The organism is Archangium violaceum (assembly GCF_016859125.1).
GTDB lineage: Bacteria > Myxococcota > Myxococcia > Myxococcales > Myxococcaceae > Archangium > Archangium violaceum_A.
Window position 1 is genome coordinate 9,524,717 of the sequence record NZ_CP069338.1, and the last position, 15,929, is coordinate 9,540,645.

Sequence of the window (15,929 nt, forward strand, 5' to 3'; positions counted from 1 at the left end):
GTCACAGTCCGCCGGGTTCACCGCAGAGAGGGGCGCGAAGGTACTCGCATGACCAAGGCGGACATCATCGAAGGGGTCTACGAGAAGGTCGGCTTCTCCAAGAAGGAGTCGGCGGAGATCGTCGAGCTCGTCTTCGACACCTTCAAGGAAACGCTCGAGCGCGGGGACAAGATCAAGATCTCGGGGTTCGGCAACTTCCAGGTGCGCCAGAAGAAGGCGCGCGTGGGCCGCAATCCGCAGACCGGCAAGGAGATCGAGATCTCGGCGCGTCGGGTGCTGACCTTCCGGCCGAGCGCGGTGCTGAAGGCCGCGCTCAACGGCGAGCAGATTCCGGAGAACCACTCCGAGCTGGATGCCGCGGAGGAGGCCGCCGCCGACGCGGCCGAGGCCGCGGGTCTGGATCCCGAGGATCTGGACGAGGAGCTGGAGGAGCTCCCGGAGTACAAGGCTTCCGTGGGCGGAATGAAGGCGAAGGCCGAATGAGTTTTTGAAGGGCTGCTCGATCTCGTACTTGACCCATGGGGCAGGTGAAGGCATAAGGCAGCCCATCTCGCCGACGCCGGCGGGACACACATCGGGGCGTAGCGCAGCCTGGTAGCGCACTTGCTTGGGGTGCAAGTGGTCGCTGGTTCAAATCCAGTCGCCCCGACCATCGAAGGCCCTGGAGTTTCACTTTGCGGTGGACTCCAGGGCCTTCACTTCTCCCTTCCAGAGGGGAAGTGATGTGGGGAGTTAGTTCAGTTGGTTAGAACGCCGGCCTGTCACGCCGGAGGCCACGGGTTCAAGTCCCGTACTCCTCGCCAAGAGAAGGGCCCGGAATCGCAAGGTTCCGGGCCCTTCGTCTTTTCTCACCCGCCTGCCATTCCCTGCGTCGCGGAGCCCGTCTCCAGCATGTCTCCAGAATGCTGGGGGTCCGCTGCGTCGAGCAGGCTGATGGCTGCGTCCTTCGCCGCCGGGGTGAGGTGCATGTACCTCTGCGTGGTGGTGAGACTCTCGTGGCCCGCCAGCTCTTGGATGGCCTTGGCGGGAGCCCCGCGCATCGCCAGCCGTGAGCAGAAGGTATGCCGGAGGATGTGCAGCGCCCCGGTGACCGGCAGCCCGGCCCGTGTCTGTGCCTTCTTCATCCAGCGGGAGACGGTGGCCCTGGCCACGGGCTCGCCGTCGTCGCGGTAGAGCACCCGGGCCCCTCGCAGGTGACGGTTGGCCGCCAACAACGCCGCCAGCCGCTTCGTCATCGGCACCCGGCGGTCGCGTCCGCCCTTGGGCACGGTGACGTGACCTCGCCACTCGGCCTGCCGGATGTGGAGTTGGCCCCGGCGGAAGTCGATGTCCGGCCACTCCAGCGCGATGATCTCCCCGCTGCGCAGCCCAGCATCGCCCCCGAGGAGCACCATGAGCTGAATGCGCCAGTCCAACTTGCCCGCCGCCTCCACCAGCCGCTCGTACTCCGCGAAGTCGTAGAAGGCCATGGTGGGCTTGGGCGCCTTCAACAGCTTGATGGTCGCGGGCATCTTGTCGAGCACGCCCCACTCCACGGCCACCTTCAACAGCCGGTTGAACACCGTGAGGACGTTGTTCACCGTCTTGGTGGACAGGTCACGCAGCTCCGCCTTGAGGTGCTGGATGTCCTCGTTCGTCACCTCGTCCAGCCGCCGCTCACCGAAGCGCGGCAGCAGGTAGAGCCGCAACAGGGACTCCTTGCTGGTGATGGTGCTGGGCTTCTGCCGATTGGCCCTGGCGTCCCCGTCGATGAACCTGGGGGCGAACTCCTTCAACGTCGGCACTTCCTTCTTCTTCTCCACGTCCATGGCCTTGCGGCCTCGCGCGAGCAGCTCGGCCTGCCGCTGCTCACCCCACGCCTTCTCGCCCGACTTGGAGCCCACCGGAGCCTTCACGCGCTCGCGGTACAGCTCGCCATCGGGCCACTTGAACATGATGTCCACCTACCATCCGCTCTTGCCGCGCTTCTTGTACTCCCTGACCTTCACGCTCATCGCCGAGACCTCCTCGGCGACGGCACACGCCCTTCGAGAATGAACGGTAACAGCTCGCTCCCGCGAAACCGCAGTGAGCGGCCCACGCGGAACGCGCCAGGAAGCTGGCCCCGCGAGACCTTCGCGTACACGGCCTTGGGGCTGCACCCGAGAAGGCGGGCCACCTCCTCGGCGGTGTAGACGGCCTTGTCGAGCGGGGGCTGGTCCTGGCCCTCTGGCGTGGTGCTGCTCGGAGGACTCGCCTGCACCTGCACCAGCTCGCGGTGAGTTGCATCCCCGTGGAGCGCGGCCAGCTCCTCTCGCACCAGGGCGCGGATGAACTCACGCAGCCCGGCCTCTACGCTGGACACGGTGGCCTCCCGCCATCACTGCTCAACTGAATCACGTCCCGCATCTGAACCTCGTGAAGACGAGGCACATGGTGGACGTGGCGCTGGGTGAGGGGGAGCGGGAGGACTCCATGCGCTCCGACCTACTTCTTATCCCCCCCATCCCCTACGGAATGCTCGGCGGCCTCCGGTGGAGTGCTCGGCGGCGAGACGACCGACTGCTGCATGGCTGGAGTCGCAGGCGGCACGGCCTCTTGCCCGAGTGGAAGGTGCTCGGCGGCGATGGTCCGAAGAAGCGGCAGCACGCCACTCTCTTCTACCTCTCGCATCATGCTCTTCCAGGCGGCCTTGCGCTGCTTGTTGGACTTGGGGTCCTGCTCGAACTCCTCACGCGGGAATCGGATGCCCACCACGAGCGCCAGCGCCTCCATCTCCTGCGGCGAGAGCTTGGGTCCCATGCCCTCAGCCTCCACCGCGAGCTGGGAGAATGCGCAGAACAGCCGCTGCTCGCTCTGCCAGAGCCTCGTGTGCTCCCGAGCCCACGGGTGCTGTTCGTAGAAGCGCTTGACGGTGGCCCGGAGCTGCTCGCCCGCCTGGAGGAAGTGGGAGTAGGCCGTGACGACCTCCAGCCCTTGAGCGAGGAGGTGCGCCTGGGGGGCCAGCAGGGGCGTGAGCTGGCTGGAATCAATGCCGCACACTCCCTTCGGCAACTTGGGAAACGCTCGCAAGTAGTCCTCCGAGAGCAGCGCCTCCTCGTGGCGATTCACCCAGGCGAACGTCTTCGCCAAGCAGATGGCCAACTCGGAATTCCGGGCGAGTTTGACGATCTGTTCCCTGGTGCGCCGCCTGCGAAGCAACTGCATGGCGTCCTGCGGGCCCTTGAACCGGTGCTTGGGATTCCTGGGCACGGGGCCCATGCCCGGACGGGGAGTACCCATGTGCATCCGCCTCCTCATGCGCCACTGGCAGGCGCGGCGGTCCTCGGGTTGAAAGGGGGGCAAGCCGCCGAGGAAGGACGGTCTTTCGGGTCGCGAACCCTAGCCCGGATTATTCACCAGGGTAGAGGAGAAGGAGGGCGGTTGCGGGCGTAACGCCCTGATTTAGCTTGGGTTTATCCAGAACTCAGGCCGACTCGGAAGCGCCCGCCCGTATGACGCACTGTACTCCAGCCGTCCTCCACTTCCACCCCACTCTTCCGGTTCAGCTCACGTGCGACGCGCCCCACACCTCCAGCGATGGGGGAGCGCTGTTGCTGAGGCTGATGGACGAGCGTTTGGGGCTCACGCAGAAGCTGGCCGCCTGCATTCCTGACGCACGCGACCCGGCGCGGGTGGTGCACTCGCGTCTGGAGCAGGTGCGCCAGCGCGTCTACCAGATGGCCCTGGGCTACGAAGACTGCAACGACGCGCACGCCCTGCGTCATGACCCGGCCCTCCAGGTGGCATGCGACCTGATGCCGCACAGCGGCTCGCCCCTGTCCTCGCAGCCCACGCTCTGCCGCCTGGAGAACGCCGTGGACGGGCGCAGCGTGCGCAAGCTGCTGGGCGTCCTGGAGCAGCATTACCTCGACTCCTTCACCTCGCCCCCCGAGGTGGTGGTGCTCGACATCGACAGCACGGACGACCCCACGCACGGCCAGCAGCAGCTCTCGCTCTTCCACGGCTTCTACGACACCCACATGTACCATCCGCTGCTGGTGTTCGACGGCACCACGGGCCAGCTCGTCACCGCCATTTTGAGGCCGGGCACCGCCCATGCCGCACGAGGAGCCGCCGGAGTGCTGCGCCGGCTGATTGTCGCTCTCAAGCAGCGCTTCCCCAACGTACGGGTGGTGGTGCGCGGCGACTCGGGCTTCGCCATGCCGCGCGTCATGCGAATGCTCGAGGAGCTCAACGAGCAGCTGGGCGACATCGACTACCTGCTGGGACTGGCGCGCAATCCCGTCCTCCAGCGCAGGGGCGAGGCTGTCATGGCCGCCGCCAACGAGCAGTACGCTCAGGGCCGCCCCTACGTGCGCCACTTCGGCGCCTTCTCTTACGCCGCCGAGTCCTGGCCCCACGAGCGCCACGTGGTGATGAAGGCCGAGGTGAGCGCCAAGGGTGAAAACCCGCGCTTCGTCGTCACCTCGCTGCAAGGCTTCCCGCCCGAGCTGCTCTACGACGCCTACTGCGAGCGCGGGCAGTGCGAGAATTACATAAAGGACTTGAAGAACGCCCTGCTGGCCGACCGGCTGAGTTGCTCCAGCTTCTGGGCCAACTTCCTGCGCTTGCTGCTTCACGCGGCGGCCTACGTGTTGATGCATGCGCTGCGCACCGAGGCGGGCCGACAGGCTCCCGCCCTGGCCACGGTGCAGATGGACACGCTGCGGCTGAGCCTGTTGAAGGTGGCGGCCCACGTGACACGCTCGGCGCGTCGGCTGTGGGTGCGCTTGCCGACGTCCTTCCCGCTGGCTGCCGTCTTCATGGCCCTGGCCGGCTCGCTGAGCTGGGTGCCCTCGTGAGCTGACTCGCGGTGCACACCCCGCTGCTCCTGCTTCGACCACCTGGCCGACACGGCCGAGGTGCGTCTGGTGCTGCGCGCGAGTCACTGGCATCCAACCCCACGGGTTTCACGCCCCTTTGCCAACCTGAATTCCGCTCACCTGACAGATGGGGGCAACGAGTCAGATCGTGCCCCCTGGGTCTGCGCACGGCCCCTTCGCGGCTTCTCGCCAGGCCCTGGTGAATAATCCGGGCTAGCGTGGGCGCCATGAACGAGCGGGACATGCCGGACCTGCTGCCCGGCACGAGCGTCAACGGCGCGATCATCGAAGAGCTGGTGGATAGAGGGGGCTACGGCACCGTGTACCGGGCACGGGACAAGCTGTCTGGCACCCTGTTGGCCCTCAAGTTCGTCCCGCTCCACCGGGCCAAGCAGTGGGCCGAGCGCGAGGGCACCCTCGCCATGTACTTCCAGCACAAGAACCTCGTGCGGCAGGTGGGCTTCAGCTACTGGCCGCCCGTGCTGCCCGAGTTCTTCTGCTTGAAGATGCTCTACGTCGAGGGCCGCACGCTCGACGTGTGGGCCTGGGAAGAGAACCCCGACACGCTGGCCGTGGTGGGCAAGATGGTGGGTGTGGCGCGGGGGCTGGCCGTGGTGCATGACGAGAACGTCGTCCACCGCGACGTGAAGGAGGCCAACATCATCGTGCGCGACAGCGACGGGGAGCCGGTGCTGTTGGACTTCGGGGCCGCCAAGCGTGAGGGACAGGCCACCATCACCGAGGGCATGTTCCCCCCGGGTACGCCCAACTACCGCAGCCCCGAGGCGTGGCGCTTCGGCCTGGAGCACTGGAACGAGCGGAAAGTCACCTACCGGCCCGGGAAGGCGGACGACCAATACGCCCTGGGCGTGGTGCTCTACCGGCTGCTCACCCGTCGTTTCCCCTTCGAGGTGGCGTGGGATGACGAGGCATCGGTGAATGCAGTCATCAACAAGGAGCCCCTGCCGCCGCACATCGTCAACCCCAACGTGCCGCAGGTGGTGAGTGACCTGTGCATGAAGCTGTTGGAGAAGAAGCCGGAGAAGCGTTACCCGAACGTCCTGGAGCTGGGGAAGGAGCTGACGCACCTGCTGGCCCGTGCGGATGCTTCCTGGCGGGTGCCCCTGCATGACGGTCCCCGTCTACCGAGGAGAGGGCGCCGGGTAGCCGCAGCACGGAAGGAGAAGCCCGAGGCAGCCGCGCCACCCGTGGAGCCCACCCCGGCGACACCGACTCCGGCAACGGTGGCGGACGTGCCCATGCAGGCCATGGCGCTCCATGCGTTTCGGCGTGCGTTGGTGTGGATGGCCGTGCTGGTGGGCGCGGCCCTGGTGGGGTGGTGGCTCGCGCAGCGGTGGAAGCCCGCGCCCCCACCCGTGGCGTTGTCCTCCCCCTCCCAGACGTTGAAGTCTCTTCTCGGTCAGGAAGTGGCGCCCTCGTGGCCGCCGCCGGAAGCTGAACAGGCCGCAGCTCCGCCCCCGGCGAAGCAAACCCCTGCGGTCGTCGCCTCGCTGGTGACGCGACCCAAGGACGACGCCTTGAAGAAGCAGCAGGCCCCCAGCCCCCAGGGGGACACGAAGCAGAAGGGGGCCCTTTCTCCCGTGGCCAAGTGGTGTGTCGGCGCCGCCGCTGCCGCCAACATGGCCTGTCCCGGTGCCCAGGTACGTCCAGGCCCCGAGGCCGAGGCGTGCCCAACAGGCGCCGTCAAGACCATGACCGACACGCTCGGCATCGACATTGGGAACAAGGTTGACGTGGACTTCCCCCATGTGGGCCTCCAGCCCCAGCCCGTCTCCGTGCGCGAGGGCTTCACCTCGGTGGAGACCAGCCGCACGTGGGGAAAACTGCCGGGGGGGACCATCCTCCACGGACGCCTCTACTTCGGGGAAGGTCGCGTCTATGGCCGGTTCACCGAAGCCAAGACGCCCACGGGGGACACGTACAAGGTCTGCCTGGAGATATGGGAGAAGGGGCGCGGTGCCGAGATGGAGCCGGACGGGGGAGCGAACACCGCCAAGGTCTTCTCCCTCGTAGCCGTGAAGGCGGTGGATCGCTTCGAGTAGGAGCATCCTAGCGGTTGGTGGGCTGCAAGCTGGACGCGGCCCACGCACTACCAGGGGGGAAGGTGTGGTAGAGGCCACGTCTCCGGTCTCTTCCCCCTTGCGTGAGGTCCCCGCCCCGTGTCCGTCTTGTCCCCCGCCGCCCTCGTGGCGCTGGTGCTCCTCGCGGGGGCCAGCGCCATCGCCCAGCCGCGTCTCCCGGACTGTGAGGCGTCACCGTCCCGCGTGGAGCTGCCAGCGGAGCCCACCGGCAAGGTGCAGGAGGTGTGCATCAGCCCGGAGCTGCCCATCACCTTCCGCTTCGATTCGCTGCTGGTGCCGGGCTCGCTGGAACTGCAAGAGCGCGAGCGTTTCGAGGACGTGGCCCCAGGGACGCGGAGCTTCACCCTCCATCCCCCGGCGGACCTCCAGACCGGGGAGCGGTTCAAGGTGACGGTACGCTTCGCGGATGGTGCGGCCCCGACGAGCGCCACCTTCATGCTGGTGGGACACCCCGCGCTCGGGACACGACAGGTAAACGTGTTCCGCCACAAGCGCACCGTCGAGGACTACCAGAAGGAAACCCAAGAGGAGCGCAAGAAGTCCCAGCAGCTCGGCCTGGAACTGGAGCGGATGCGGCTGGAGAAGGGGCCGAGCGGCCTCACGGGACTGATCGCCAGCGGATTGATGGTGGACGACCAGGGCGTGAAGGCCGAGGACATTACGAAGGGCATCACCCGGCCCGCGAGTAACGCCCTCGCTATTCGCCGTGTCCTCAGCTACCGCGGCACCACACGCGAGGAGAACGTGGTGCGGGTGGCCGTGGCCGTGGAGCTGGTGAACCCGGGCACGCAGCCCTGGGCGTTCGCGGATGCGGCGCTGGTGAGCAAGGGCCAAGAGCCCAAGCCGATGAAGGTGGGCTGGCAGCCCTCGCCCGTCCCGCCGAACCCAAAGGAGCCGGGTGTGGTCGTGGTGGACTTCGAGCTGACGGCCCGGGAAGCCCAAGGCCCCTTCACCTTGAAGCTGTGGGACGAGAGCGGGATGCGGCTCGTCACCATCGGCAACGTGACCTTCCCCTGACCCCTGGCGCTTCGGCGTATGTCAGACTCATCGGGTATTCCCTCGGACTGGCAACCCATCAGGGGTGGCCATCACCACGGGGAATTCCCATGAAGCTGGCCGGAACGGTGGTGCTGGTGGTGCTCCTCTCCGGATGTGCGACAACCCAGAGAGCGGACGGCCCTGGAACGGGCGGATCTGGTCCTTCACCCTCACCGGGGGCCAAACCCGCCGTGAAGAAGGAACTCCCCTGGTTGAACGTGCCGGGCGGACGGATGAAGACGACCCTCTTCTACGGTCCCTGGCAGTGCCGCCGGGAGTTCATGAACCAGTGCCAGACGGAGTGCGGCGCGAGCTACAAGCTCAAGGGCTGCATGTGGCTGGCCGATCTCAAGTTCGACTGGGAGGGAAGCCTCGTCGTCTTGCCCGTCCCTGTGAAGGCCGGAAGCCGCTACGGCATCTATCACTGCTGCTGCAACTACACCGAGCTGTCGAAGGAGGACACACGCGCCGCTCGCAAGAAGTGGGAGGGGAAGAGGGAGTCCTTCCGGCGGGGTTGGAGCGAGAAGTTCGGAACGTGGCCGGAGAAAGGTGACGTGTCCTGGCCAGGGCACCACGTCCGGGATCTCAAGCACGGGGGGGATCCGGTTGACCCCAACAACATCATCCCCGCCGAGCCTGATGTTCACGAGGTCTTCAACGAGCAGTACCCCGCTTGCTACGACGGCAAATCTCCCTGGAATACAGTGGGCCCCGACTTGCCCTACACGGACAACTGACGATGGCCACGCCCCTTAGCAGCTTGCTCGAAGAGGTCTCCCGTGCGCACTTCCCCCATCCCCCCGCCACACCCGAGGAGATCGAGGAGTTCGAGCAGCGGGTGGGCTGGCGGCTGGACCCTGACCTCCGGGCCTTCTACCTGCACTGCAACGGGGCGGAGCTGTTCAAGCGGCTGCCGGATGCCCCCTACCGCATCCTTCCCCTGTCGAAGATCGTCCGGGCGCGGGTCGCCATCTTCGGGAAGAAGAACGATGACGACGCTCACGGCCCTGCTTCGATGTGGGCCATCTGCGACGTGCAGGATGGCAACTACCTGTTGGTGGATGTGGCCCGGCAGGAGAATGGCCGCTACCCCGTCATCGACGGCTGGCACGAGGCGTGGCCGGACCCAAAGTATTGTGACCAGATCGCCAGTTCCTTCTCGGACTTCTTGGAGCGGGCCCTGCGTGAGGGCCAAGCCTACTGGCTGAACGATTGAGCCCGGCTGACTCCGAGCCCCACCGGAGGGTAGATGTCGCCTCCGGGGTTGTTGAGTAGACAAGAGTCTGGCCTCGGCTGCGGGGCCACAGCCTGCTATGCCCCAAGAGGATGGAGGACCGACGTGCCTGACTACACGAACGACGCCCGCTTTCAGGAGATGCAGTTCCTCGCTCGGCTTGAGCAGAGCCGCACAGTCACCGTGAGCTACCCTCGCGGCGTCTTGGGTGTTGTTGAACAAAGCAGGGAACGACAGATGGTCCTATCGCTCATCCTGCGCGGGATGCTCAATGGACCGGACAGCCGGACAACGCTTTATTCGGTCAAGTACCCCAGGCCGCTCCACGAATCGCTTGCCGCGACCTTGGAGAACCAGGAGCGCTATGAGAGGGCACATCTCATCGAGTCTCTTCTGGGCGGCAGCGAAGTACCCTTGGAGATGGGGCACATGGGGCGCTTGCGTCTCTACGAGCTTCAGGACCAGCTGAAGGCGACGCGCCAACGGGAGATGTTCGGCATCCTCTTCGACGGACGGCACGTTGAGCGTGATCTGGCGATGGCCATCCTGAACAGCAGCCCCGAGGCGCCTGTTTCTCTCGCCTACCTCGACATGAACGGCCTCAAGGCCTTCAACGAGGACGGCGACCACGCCACAGGTGACGACGCCATCAAGACATTCTTCCATGCGGTGGAGAAGGGGGTCTCGGGCGCGGGAGACGCCTACCGCGTGGGCGGCGACGAAGTGGTGGTCATCATGCCCGGGACGCCGCTGGTGGAGGCTCGGCAGCGCATGCGCTCAGTTTTGGTGTCGCTCGCCGGAGAGGCGATCAGCGTGAAGGGGGAGCCTCGGAAGCTGTCGTCGGCTTGTGGGTTGGTGACGATAACCAGCCCACAAGCAAAGCCCCATGAGGAGAAAGTGCGTGCTGACCACCTTCAGAAGGAGGCCAAGGCCGCCTCCAAGCTCGGGGATGGACGCAGGTGCTGCGCTCTGAGGGTTGAAGACGAGGCGAAACCGGTGGTCATCGAAGTCTGACGACACCCGGGGGTCGAGTGAGCAGGGAGTGCGCCCATCCGCACGGCCCGTGCAATGGAGCCGCCCGAGTCAGCATGGGGTGGGAAGTACCCTTGGAGTACACACCAACCCATGCTGCCCGTACTCTCGCCTGGACCCCGTCACTCACCCCTCCCAACCCAACGCCCCTGTTTCCGTCTCCAAAATGTCTCCAGGGCGGGAGGGGACTCCGAGGAACAGGTGGGACAGCCGGGGACTGGCCCGTGGACTCGAAGTGCCCGGATTCACTCGCGATTCCTCGAAAGGCGTGTGCCGTCGCGGGTTTAGGGCCCCCCTCGTCCACGGGTTCAAGTCCCGTACTCCTCGCCAATAGAAGGGCCCGGAATCGCAAGGTTCCGGGCCCTTCGTCTTTTCTCACCCGCCTGTCATTCCCTGCGTCGCGGAGCCCGTCTCCAGGAAACTGGGCGCCCGCCGTGTCCAGCAGACTGATGGCCGCGTCCTTCGCCCTGTGGGACTTTGTCCAACCCTCAAGCGTAGATCCAGACTCCCTCCGGGAGCCGTGCTCAGACTCCCACAAGAGCGGACGGACCCTGCCCATGCTTCGAATCCCCAAGGAACAGCGTGACGCCTTCCTCCTGCATGACGAGAAGGTCAGGGCGCCGAATCCCACCTATCGAAGCTGCAGGATGCGCTGAAGTCGGACCTGGCGCAGGCGGCGGTGGATATCGCGGGAATCGTGGACCCTATGCCCATCTCGGTGTCGCTGAACATGAAGAAGCGCGGGAAAATGAACCAGCCGGTTTGGGGGCGAGGAGCGGCGGGGCTCGCGCTCCGAGGAGGCCCGCACCGCAGTTGGGGGCGGGCCGGAGCGGAGCCACAGGGGGACTGGGGGATGTAGTCCCCCAGGGCGTCAGCCGGAGCGGCGGGAGCGGCGAGACTCCAGAGAGGCTTCGGCTTCGCGGCGGCGGTAGCTGTCGCCCTCTATGGAGACGATGTCGCAGTGGTGGATGACGCGGTCGATGAGGGCGGTGGCGCAGCTGGCGTTGGGGAAGATGGTAGGCCAGTCGCTGAAGGCCTGATTGGTGGTGAGGACGAGGCTGCGTTTCTCATAGCGCAAGTTGACGAGTTGGAAGAGCAGGTCGGCGTTGCGCGCGTCGTAGGAGAGGTAGCCCAGCTCGTCGATGATGAGCAGGCCCACGCGAGCGTAGTGGCGCAGGCGGGACTCCAAGGCGCGGGAAGAGTCGCGCGAGCCGAGGTCGAGTAGCAGCTGGGAGGCGGTGGTGAAGAGGACGGAGTGGCCGGAGCGCAGGGCCTCGTGAGCGAGGTTCTGGGCAATCATCGTCTTGCCCAGGCCCTGGGCGGCGAGCAGCACCACGTTGCGAGCGTCCTGGAGGAAGTCCAGACGCAGCAGGCTCTCCACCAGGGGCCTGTCTATGGACTTGGGCCAGCTCCAGTCGAAGTCGGCCATGGGCTTGAAGCGGCCCAGGCGGCTGCGCAGGGTGCGGCGCTCCAGGGAGCGGCGGGCGCGCTCGTCGGACTCCAGTTGGACAATCTGCTCCAGCAGCTGGGTGGGAGAGAGGCGGGCCTTGGTGGCGCGAGCGACGAGGTCATCGAGCTCGGCGCTGGTGCGGTGCAGGCCGAGCCCGGAGAGGGAATGAGCCAGGGAGGAAGTCACGGGGAGTCCTTTCGCAAGAGGGCGTCGTAGTCGGAGAGGGAGTGGGGCTGGACGCGGGCGGAGCGCACGCGGGGGTCGTCGGGGAGGGAGACAGAGAGGACGGGAGGCAGGTGCTGCTGGCGGCGGGAGTGCTCCAGGAGGTGGGCGACGGACTCGGCGCCAATGGCACCGCGAGAGAGGGCGGTGGACAGGGCGGCCTCGAGAGCCTCGGGGCCATGGGAGTCGAGCAGCTTGAGCAAGCGCGAGGTATGGCCTGCGAGGTGGGCGTTGCGCGAGGCGAGCGCGGCGATGAAGGCGTCGGCGCTGGGGCAGGACTGGCGCAGCCTGTCGCGCCCGCGCAGCTCGTGGGCGTGGCGCTTGTGGGCGGCGAGGGCGGCCAGGTGCTCCTCGCATTCGAGAGTCTTGCCCTTGTCCCAGCAGCGCGTGTGGCGGGCCACCTCCCGGGTGCCGTCCAGCAGGCGCACCAGCGAGTCACTGGCCACCAAGGTGAGAGGCTTTGTCACCAGGGTGTGGGGAATGGAGTAGTCGTTGCCGTCGAAGCGGACGTAGGGCGTCTTGCCGCTGTGGAGGGTGCGCACCACGTCGCAGCCGAAGGCATTCTCTGGCAGTGCCAGCAGCCGGGGACGCTCCTCCTCCAGGGCCTGGTGCACGCGGCGAGAGGTGTCCTGTGGGAGGGGGCGTGCGTGGGCGGTGTCCTCAATCCAGCGCGACAGCTGGGAGTTGAGGTCATCCAGCGAGGAGTAGGTACGTGCGGCGAAGAAGGAGTGGCGCAGGTAGTGGCAGGAAGCTCTCCAGGGACTGCTCCAGGACGAAGCGCGCGTAGAGAGCGCGCGACCAGGAGAGCACCAGGACGAAGGCGCACAGGGGGCGCTCGGCCCCGCCAATGCGCAGCCGGCCGAAGTGGGCCCAGTCCACCTGGGCCTGCTCACCCGGCAGCGTGGACAGCCGCAAGTAGGCCTCGGCCGAGGACACCGGCCGGTGCCGGGCCACGTAGCGCCGCACCTGGAGGGCGCTGCCCTGGTAGCCGCGAGCACGGAGCATCTCGTACAAGCGCGTGGCGCGCAGCTTGGGGTGCTGCGCCAGTGTCTGGGCAATCAAATCCCGGTAGGGGTCAAGCATGGTGGGCCTCACCCGGGCGGTGGTGCGCACGAAGCGCTCCACCTCCAGGGCTCCCCTCACGGTGTCGTGGTGCACGCCCAGCTCGGCGGCGATGGTGCCCACCTTCCAGTGCTCGGCGAAGTAGAGGCGGCGGATGCGGGCGCGCTGCTCGTCAGTCACCATGGCGCCCTCCTGGCCCGGGGCCCGGGGCGTGGCTCCCAGGGCCCATGACGGACGAAGTCCGCACGGCATCCGCACACCGCGCAGCGTGCACCGCTCCCGGCACTGGCAGGGGCTCGCACGCTCGCCACAGCGCCCTCGCCAGCCCGTCCCTCGTCCGCCTCGGCACCGGGCACTCGCCCCGTGTCCTTCTCTTCCCGTCTGTCCGCATCAGTCGGCTCCTGGCCGACGCGAAAAGTGGTGGCCTCCAGGGCGACCTCTGGCGTCGGCGGCGCCAAGGTGCCCGCGCCCTCCAGTGGCGGGCTACCCTGATGCGTGACTTTCCGTGCTCGCCGCTCACGGCTCCGGGCCTGGCGCCTGGCCGCGGCCCACCGGCCCGCGAAGCCGCGAGCGTAGCGTCGCCCCGACTCCCTCTGGCTCTGGCGCCGCGCCTGCGCACTACACTCACGCGAGCAGTAGCGCTGGCCCCGGTCGTGCCGACGGCACAGGTAGAAGAGTGCCCGGCAGGTGCCGAGCGCGCACTGCGCCATCCGCAGTGAATCCACGCGTCCCCAGGCTCGAGACGCCTGGAAACTGGACCGCCTCACGGCCTCGTGCGAGCGTGCTCCTCCCGCATCGCGTCCCCGTGATTCGGCCTGAGGGTCCGGAGGTACCAGCTCCGGGCCCTCTTCTTTTTGGCGCCCTCGTCCCGGCTCTCTGCGCTACCTCCTCCTACCTCTGCCCGCCAGTTTCAGGCCGCGACGCTCGGCTCGTCCAAATTCCCGCGCTTCCTCGTGAACGCCAACACCATCTCGGACGCCATTGGTGCCGGAATGAGCCTGGCCAAGGGAGACCTCATCGGCGCAGGCCTGTCCCTCGTCTCGATGATTCCCTACGCGGGTGACGCGCTCGCGAAGACTGCCAAGGGCGCCCGGCTCGCCAAGCGGATGGCCAACCTGCGCAAGGCTATCAATGCCGCCACGGCCAACCTCAACAAGGCCCGGGAGAGGCGGCACAGGCGCGAGCAGCGGCTGCCGTCCGCGCCCGCCGTGCGTCGGATGGCGCAGCCAAGGCAGCCGAGAAGAAGGTGTGCAAGACATGCCCGGATGGCACCAGGCCCGCCAACCCCAATGCCAACCGCTTTGGCACTCAACTGCCCCGGGACGGCACCTGGAGTGGTGAGAAGGGCAATTCGGCCTGGAGCCCCGACCCGAATACACCCAGGGGCAAGGAGATTCTCGAAGCCACGGGCGGCAAACCCATCCAGTTCAAAGATGGCTACCCGGACTTCTCCCCCTATTCCCAGAAGACCGTGACCATCGACATGATGGGGAACCACACGTCCGACTTCAGGGACGCCAACGTCAAGGCGGGCTTTGGCGATACGGCGGATCCACCCGAGGGCATGACTTGGCATCACCATGAGGACGGAAAGAGGATGATGCTGGTGCCGAAGAGTATCAACAACAACGTGCCCCACACAGGGGGCGTATCCGTCGTGAAAGATGCGGGATACTGAGGCCATGGCACTTCAATTCACCAAGGAGAAGGCACCGCTTACGCCCAAGGCCATCCAGGAGGCGGAGCAGCGGCTGGGCCGGAAGTTCCCGGAGGACTACAAGCGATTCTTGCTGGAGCACCACGGGGGGCACCCGGAGCCGTGCGGTTTCGAGTTCGTCCAGCCGAGGAGCAATGGGGAGAAGGATTGGGCCTTGATTGCCTACTTCCTGGGTCTGGACGGCAAGCATGAAACCATCGCGGACTACCTCGTCAGCTACGAGGACCGCATTCCCCGGGACACGATTCCCATCGCACGAGACCCGGGCGGCAATCCCATCCTCCTGACGCTGGGAGGGAAGAACCAGGGCAAGGTCTACTTCTGGATGCGGGAGCACGAGCCCGAGGACCCGGACGAGGTCCAGGAGTACGACTACCTGGGGTTTGTCGCGAACAGCCTGGATGAGTTCCTGGGCGCGCTGACCGACCCTCCATGACGCTGGAGTACTTCGCCACTGTCCGGCCGACGTACCTGGAGAACTGGCCTCGGGCTCTGCACACGCTCTCACTCCGCCAGATGTCTCTCCCGCTGACCCGGGAAGAGGCGGAGGTGCTGGGACGCCAGGCCGGGGCGGCTCCCCGGGGCTGGAGCACCCGGAAGACGCCCGAGGGACTGGAGCGGGTGTCGCGGGAGCTCGGCGAGGCGCTGCGACACTTCCCCTCAGGGGCCTTCGTGCGGCTGGGCTCGCGCAGCGCGAAGGACTCGCAGCATGCGCTCTTCCGAGGGCTGCGGGTGTCCAGTGCCGCCGAGGCCCTCTCCCTGCTCACGAGTGGTTCGGCGCGCGTTGCCTTCGACCTCCGGCTCGCGCTGCGCCAGGGGTACACCCCCTGCCTTTTCGTTCGGGAATGGCTCGATCTGCCGGCCTGGGCGGAACTGCGCTGCTTCATGCGCGGCTGGCAGTTGGTGGGCGTCACTCAGTACAACTGCCGTGGCCTTGGGGCCAGCCCGGAGCTGCATGCGCACGCTTCCAGGCTGCGGGCCGCCATCGAGGCTTTCTTCGTGCCCTTCTGCGAGGCCTGCCACCTGGACGACGTGGTGTTCGATGTGTTCGCCGTCACGCCGCTGCCCGAGGCTCCCGCGCTTCCGGCCATCCGTCTGCTGGAGCTCAACCCGTTCTTCCCGCAGACCGACCCCGGGCTCTTCACCTGGGCACACGGCGGTGACTTCGACGGCTCCTTTCGCATCGTTCCACCCGGAGCGCCGGTGGCACCGGAGCGCTGAGCTATCC

16 protein-coding genes and 2 tRNA genes are annotated in these 15,929 nt (G+C 66.9%); 12 read left to right on the forward strand and 6 right to left on the reverse strand.

The window, feature by feature from the left end:
* The first annotated feature begins 48 nt into the window (after positions 1 to 48).
* The 3 genes from JQX13_RS56610 (at position 49) to JQX13_RS40260 (ending at position 803) form a co-directional block, all read left to right on the forward strand.
* Positions 49 to 483 (forward strand): integration host factor subunit alpha, encoded by a 435-nt coding sequence (locus JQX13_RS56610; protein ID WP_203404710.1) that lies wholly within the window; start codon positions 49 to 51, stop codon positions 481 to 483.
* Positions 484 to 575: 92 nt separating this feature from the next.
* Positions 576 to 652, forward strand: a tRNA-Pro gene (locus JQX13_RS40255).
* Between the two features lie 74 nt (positions 653 to 726).
* Positions 727 to 803, forward strand: a tRNA-Asp gene (locus tag JQX13_RS40260).
* A gap of 45 nt (positions 804 to 848) precedes the next feature.
* Here JQX13_RS40260 and JQX13_RS40265 read toward each other — a convergent pair.
* The 3 genes from JQX13_RS40265 to JQX13_RS40275 all read right to left on the reverse strand — a co-directional run bounded on the left by JQX13_RS40265 (position 849) and on the right by JQX13_RS40275 (position 3,261).
* On the reverse strand, positions 849 to 1,934 hold the full coding sequence (locus JQX13_RS40265; RefSeq protein WP_239014142.1) for a tyrosine-type recombinase/integrase: 1,086 nt from the start codon (positions 1,932 to 1,934) through the stop codon (positions 849 to 851).
* Between the two features lie 56 nt (positions 1,935 to 1,990).
* Positions 1,991 to 2,344, reverse strand: coding sequence for a helix-turn-helix domain-containing protein (locus JQX13_RS40270; RefSeq protein ID WP_239014143.1), 354 nt, complete (start codon positions 2,342 to 2,344; stop codon positions 1,991 to 1,993).
* A gap of 122 nt (positions 2,345 to 2,466) precedes the next feature.
* Positions 2,467 to 3,261: a hypothetical protein gene (locus JQX13_RS40275; RefSeq protein WP_203404711.1), complete on the reverse strand. Its 795-nt coding sequence runs from the start codon at positions 3,259 to 3,261 to the stop codon at positions 2,467 to 2,469.
* A gap of 212 nt (positions 3,262 to 3,473) precedes the next feature.
* Here JQX13_RS40275 and JQX13_RS40280 point away from each other — a divergent pair, with 212 nt between their 5' ends.
* From JQX13_RS40280 to JQX13_RS40305, 6 genes are all read left to right on the forward strand, one after another.
* Positions 3,474 to 4,823, forward strand: coding sequence for an IS1380 family transposase (locus JQX13_RS40280; protein WP_203404712.1), 1,350 nt, complete (start codon positions 3,474 to 3,476; stop codon positions 4,821 to 4,823).
* Between the two features lie 248 nt (positions 4,824 to 5,071).
* Positions 5,072 to 6,907: a serine/threonine protein kinase gene (locus JQX13_RS40285; protein WP_203404713.1), complete on the forward strand. Its 1,836-nt coding sequence runs from the start codon at positions 5,072 to 5,074 to the stop codon at positions 6,905 to 6,907.
* A 117-nt stretch (positions 6,908 to 7,024) separates the two neighbouring features.
* On the forward strand, positions 7,025 to 7,963 hold the full coding sequence (locus JQX13_RS40290) for a DUF2381 family protein (RefSeq protein ID WP_203404714.1): 939 nt from the start codon (positions 7,025 to 7,027) through the stop codon (positions 7,961 to 7,963).
* Between the two features lie 212 nt (positions 7,964 to 8,175).
* Positions 8,176 to 8,721, forward strand: a complete 546-nt coding sequence (locus tag JQX13_RS40295) for a hypothetical protein (protein ID WP_239014144.1) — start codon at positions 8,176 to 8,178, stop codon at positions 8,719 to 8,721.
* 2 nt (positions 8,722 to 8,723) lie between these two features.
* Positions 8,724 to 9,200 carry an SMI1/KNR4 family protein gene (locus JQX13_RS40300; protein ID WP_203404716.1) on the forward strand — a complete coding sequence of 159 codons (477 nt, stop codon included), beginning with the start codon at positions 8,724 to 8,726 and terminating at the stop codon, positions 9,198 to 9,200.
* A 123-nt stretch (positions 9,201 to 9,323) separates the two neighbouring features.
* Positions 9,324 to 10,232, forward strand: a complete 909-nt coding sequence (locus JQX13_RS40305) for a GGDEF domain-containing protein (RefSeq protein WP_203404717.1) — start codon at positions 9,324 to 9,326, stop codon at positions 10,230 to 10,232.
* Positions 10,233 to 11,121: 889 nt separating this feature from the next.
* Here JQX13_RS40305 and istB read toward each other — a convergent pair.
* From istB to JQX13_RS54795, 3 genes are all read right to left on the reverse strand, one after another.
* Positions 11,122 to 11,886, reverse strand: a complete 765-nt coding sequence (gene istB, locus JQX13_RS40310) for an IS21-like element helper ATPase IstB (protein ID WP_239014145.1) — start codon at positions 11,884 to 11,886, stop codon at positions 11,122 to 11,124.
* Positions 11,883 to 12,536 carry a Mu transposase domain-containing protein gene (locus JQX13_RS54790; RefSeq protein WP_239014146.1) on the reverse strand — a complete coding sequence of 218 codons (654 nt, stop codon included), beginning with the start codon at positions 12,534 to 12,536 and terminating at the stop codon, positions 11,883 to 11,885. The genes istB and JQX13_RS54790 overlap by 4 nt, the downstream gene beginning before the upstream one ends.
* Positions 12,537 to 12,612: 76 nt before the next feature.
* Positions 12,613 to 13,167, reverse strand: a complete 555-nt coding sequence (locus JQX13_RS54795; RefSeq protein ID WP_239014147.1) for a hypothetical protein — start codon at positions 13,165 to 13,167, stop codon at positions 12,613 to 12,615.
* Between the two features lie 1,063 nt (positions 13,168 to 14,230).
* Between JQX13_RS54795 and JQX13_RS40320 the strand changes: the two genes are divergently transcribed.
* Genes JQX13_RS40320 through JQX13_RS40330 form a run of 3 tightly spaced genes read left to right on the forward strand, consistent with a single transcriptional unit; the run spans position 14,231 to position 15,922 of the window.
* A complete protein-coding gene (locus tag JQX13_RS40320; RefSeq protein WP_203404718.1) occupies positions 14,231 to 14,662 on the forward strand; it encodes an HNH endonuclease in 432 nt (143 codons plus the stop codon).
* A 4-nt stretch (positions 14,663 to 14,666) separates the two neighbouring features.
* Positions 14,667 to 15,137 (forward strand): SMI1/KNR4 family protein, encoded by a 471-nt coding sequence (locus JQX13_RS40325; protein WP_203404719.1) that lies wholly within the window; start codon positions 14,667 to 14,669, stop codon positions 15,135 to 15,137.
* Positions 15,134 to 15,922 carry a hypothetical protein gene (locus JQX13_RS40330; protein WP_203404720.1) on the forward strand — a complete coding sequence of 263 codons (789 nt, stop codon included), beginning with the start codon at positions 15,134 to 15,136 and terminating at the stop codon, positions 15,920 to 15,922. Before JQX13_RS40325 ends, JQX13_RS40330 begins: the two co-directional genes overlap by 4 nt.
* The last annotated feature ends 7 nt before the right edge of the window (positions 15,923 to 15,929 follow it).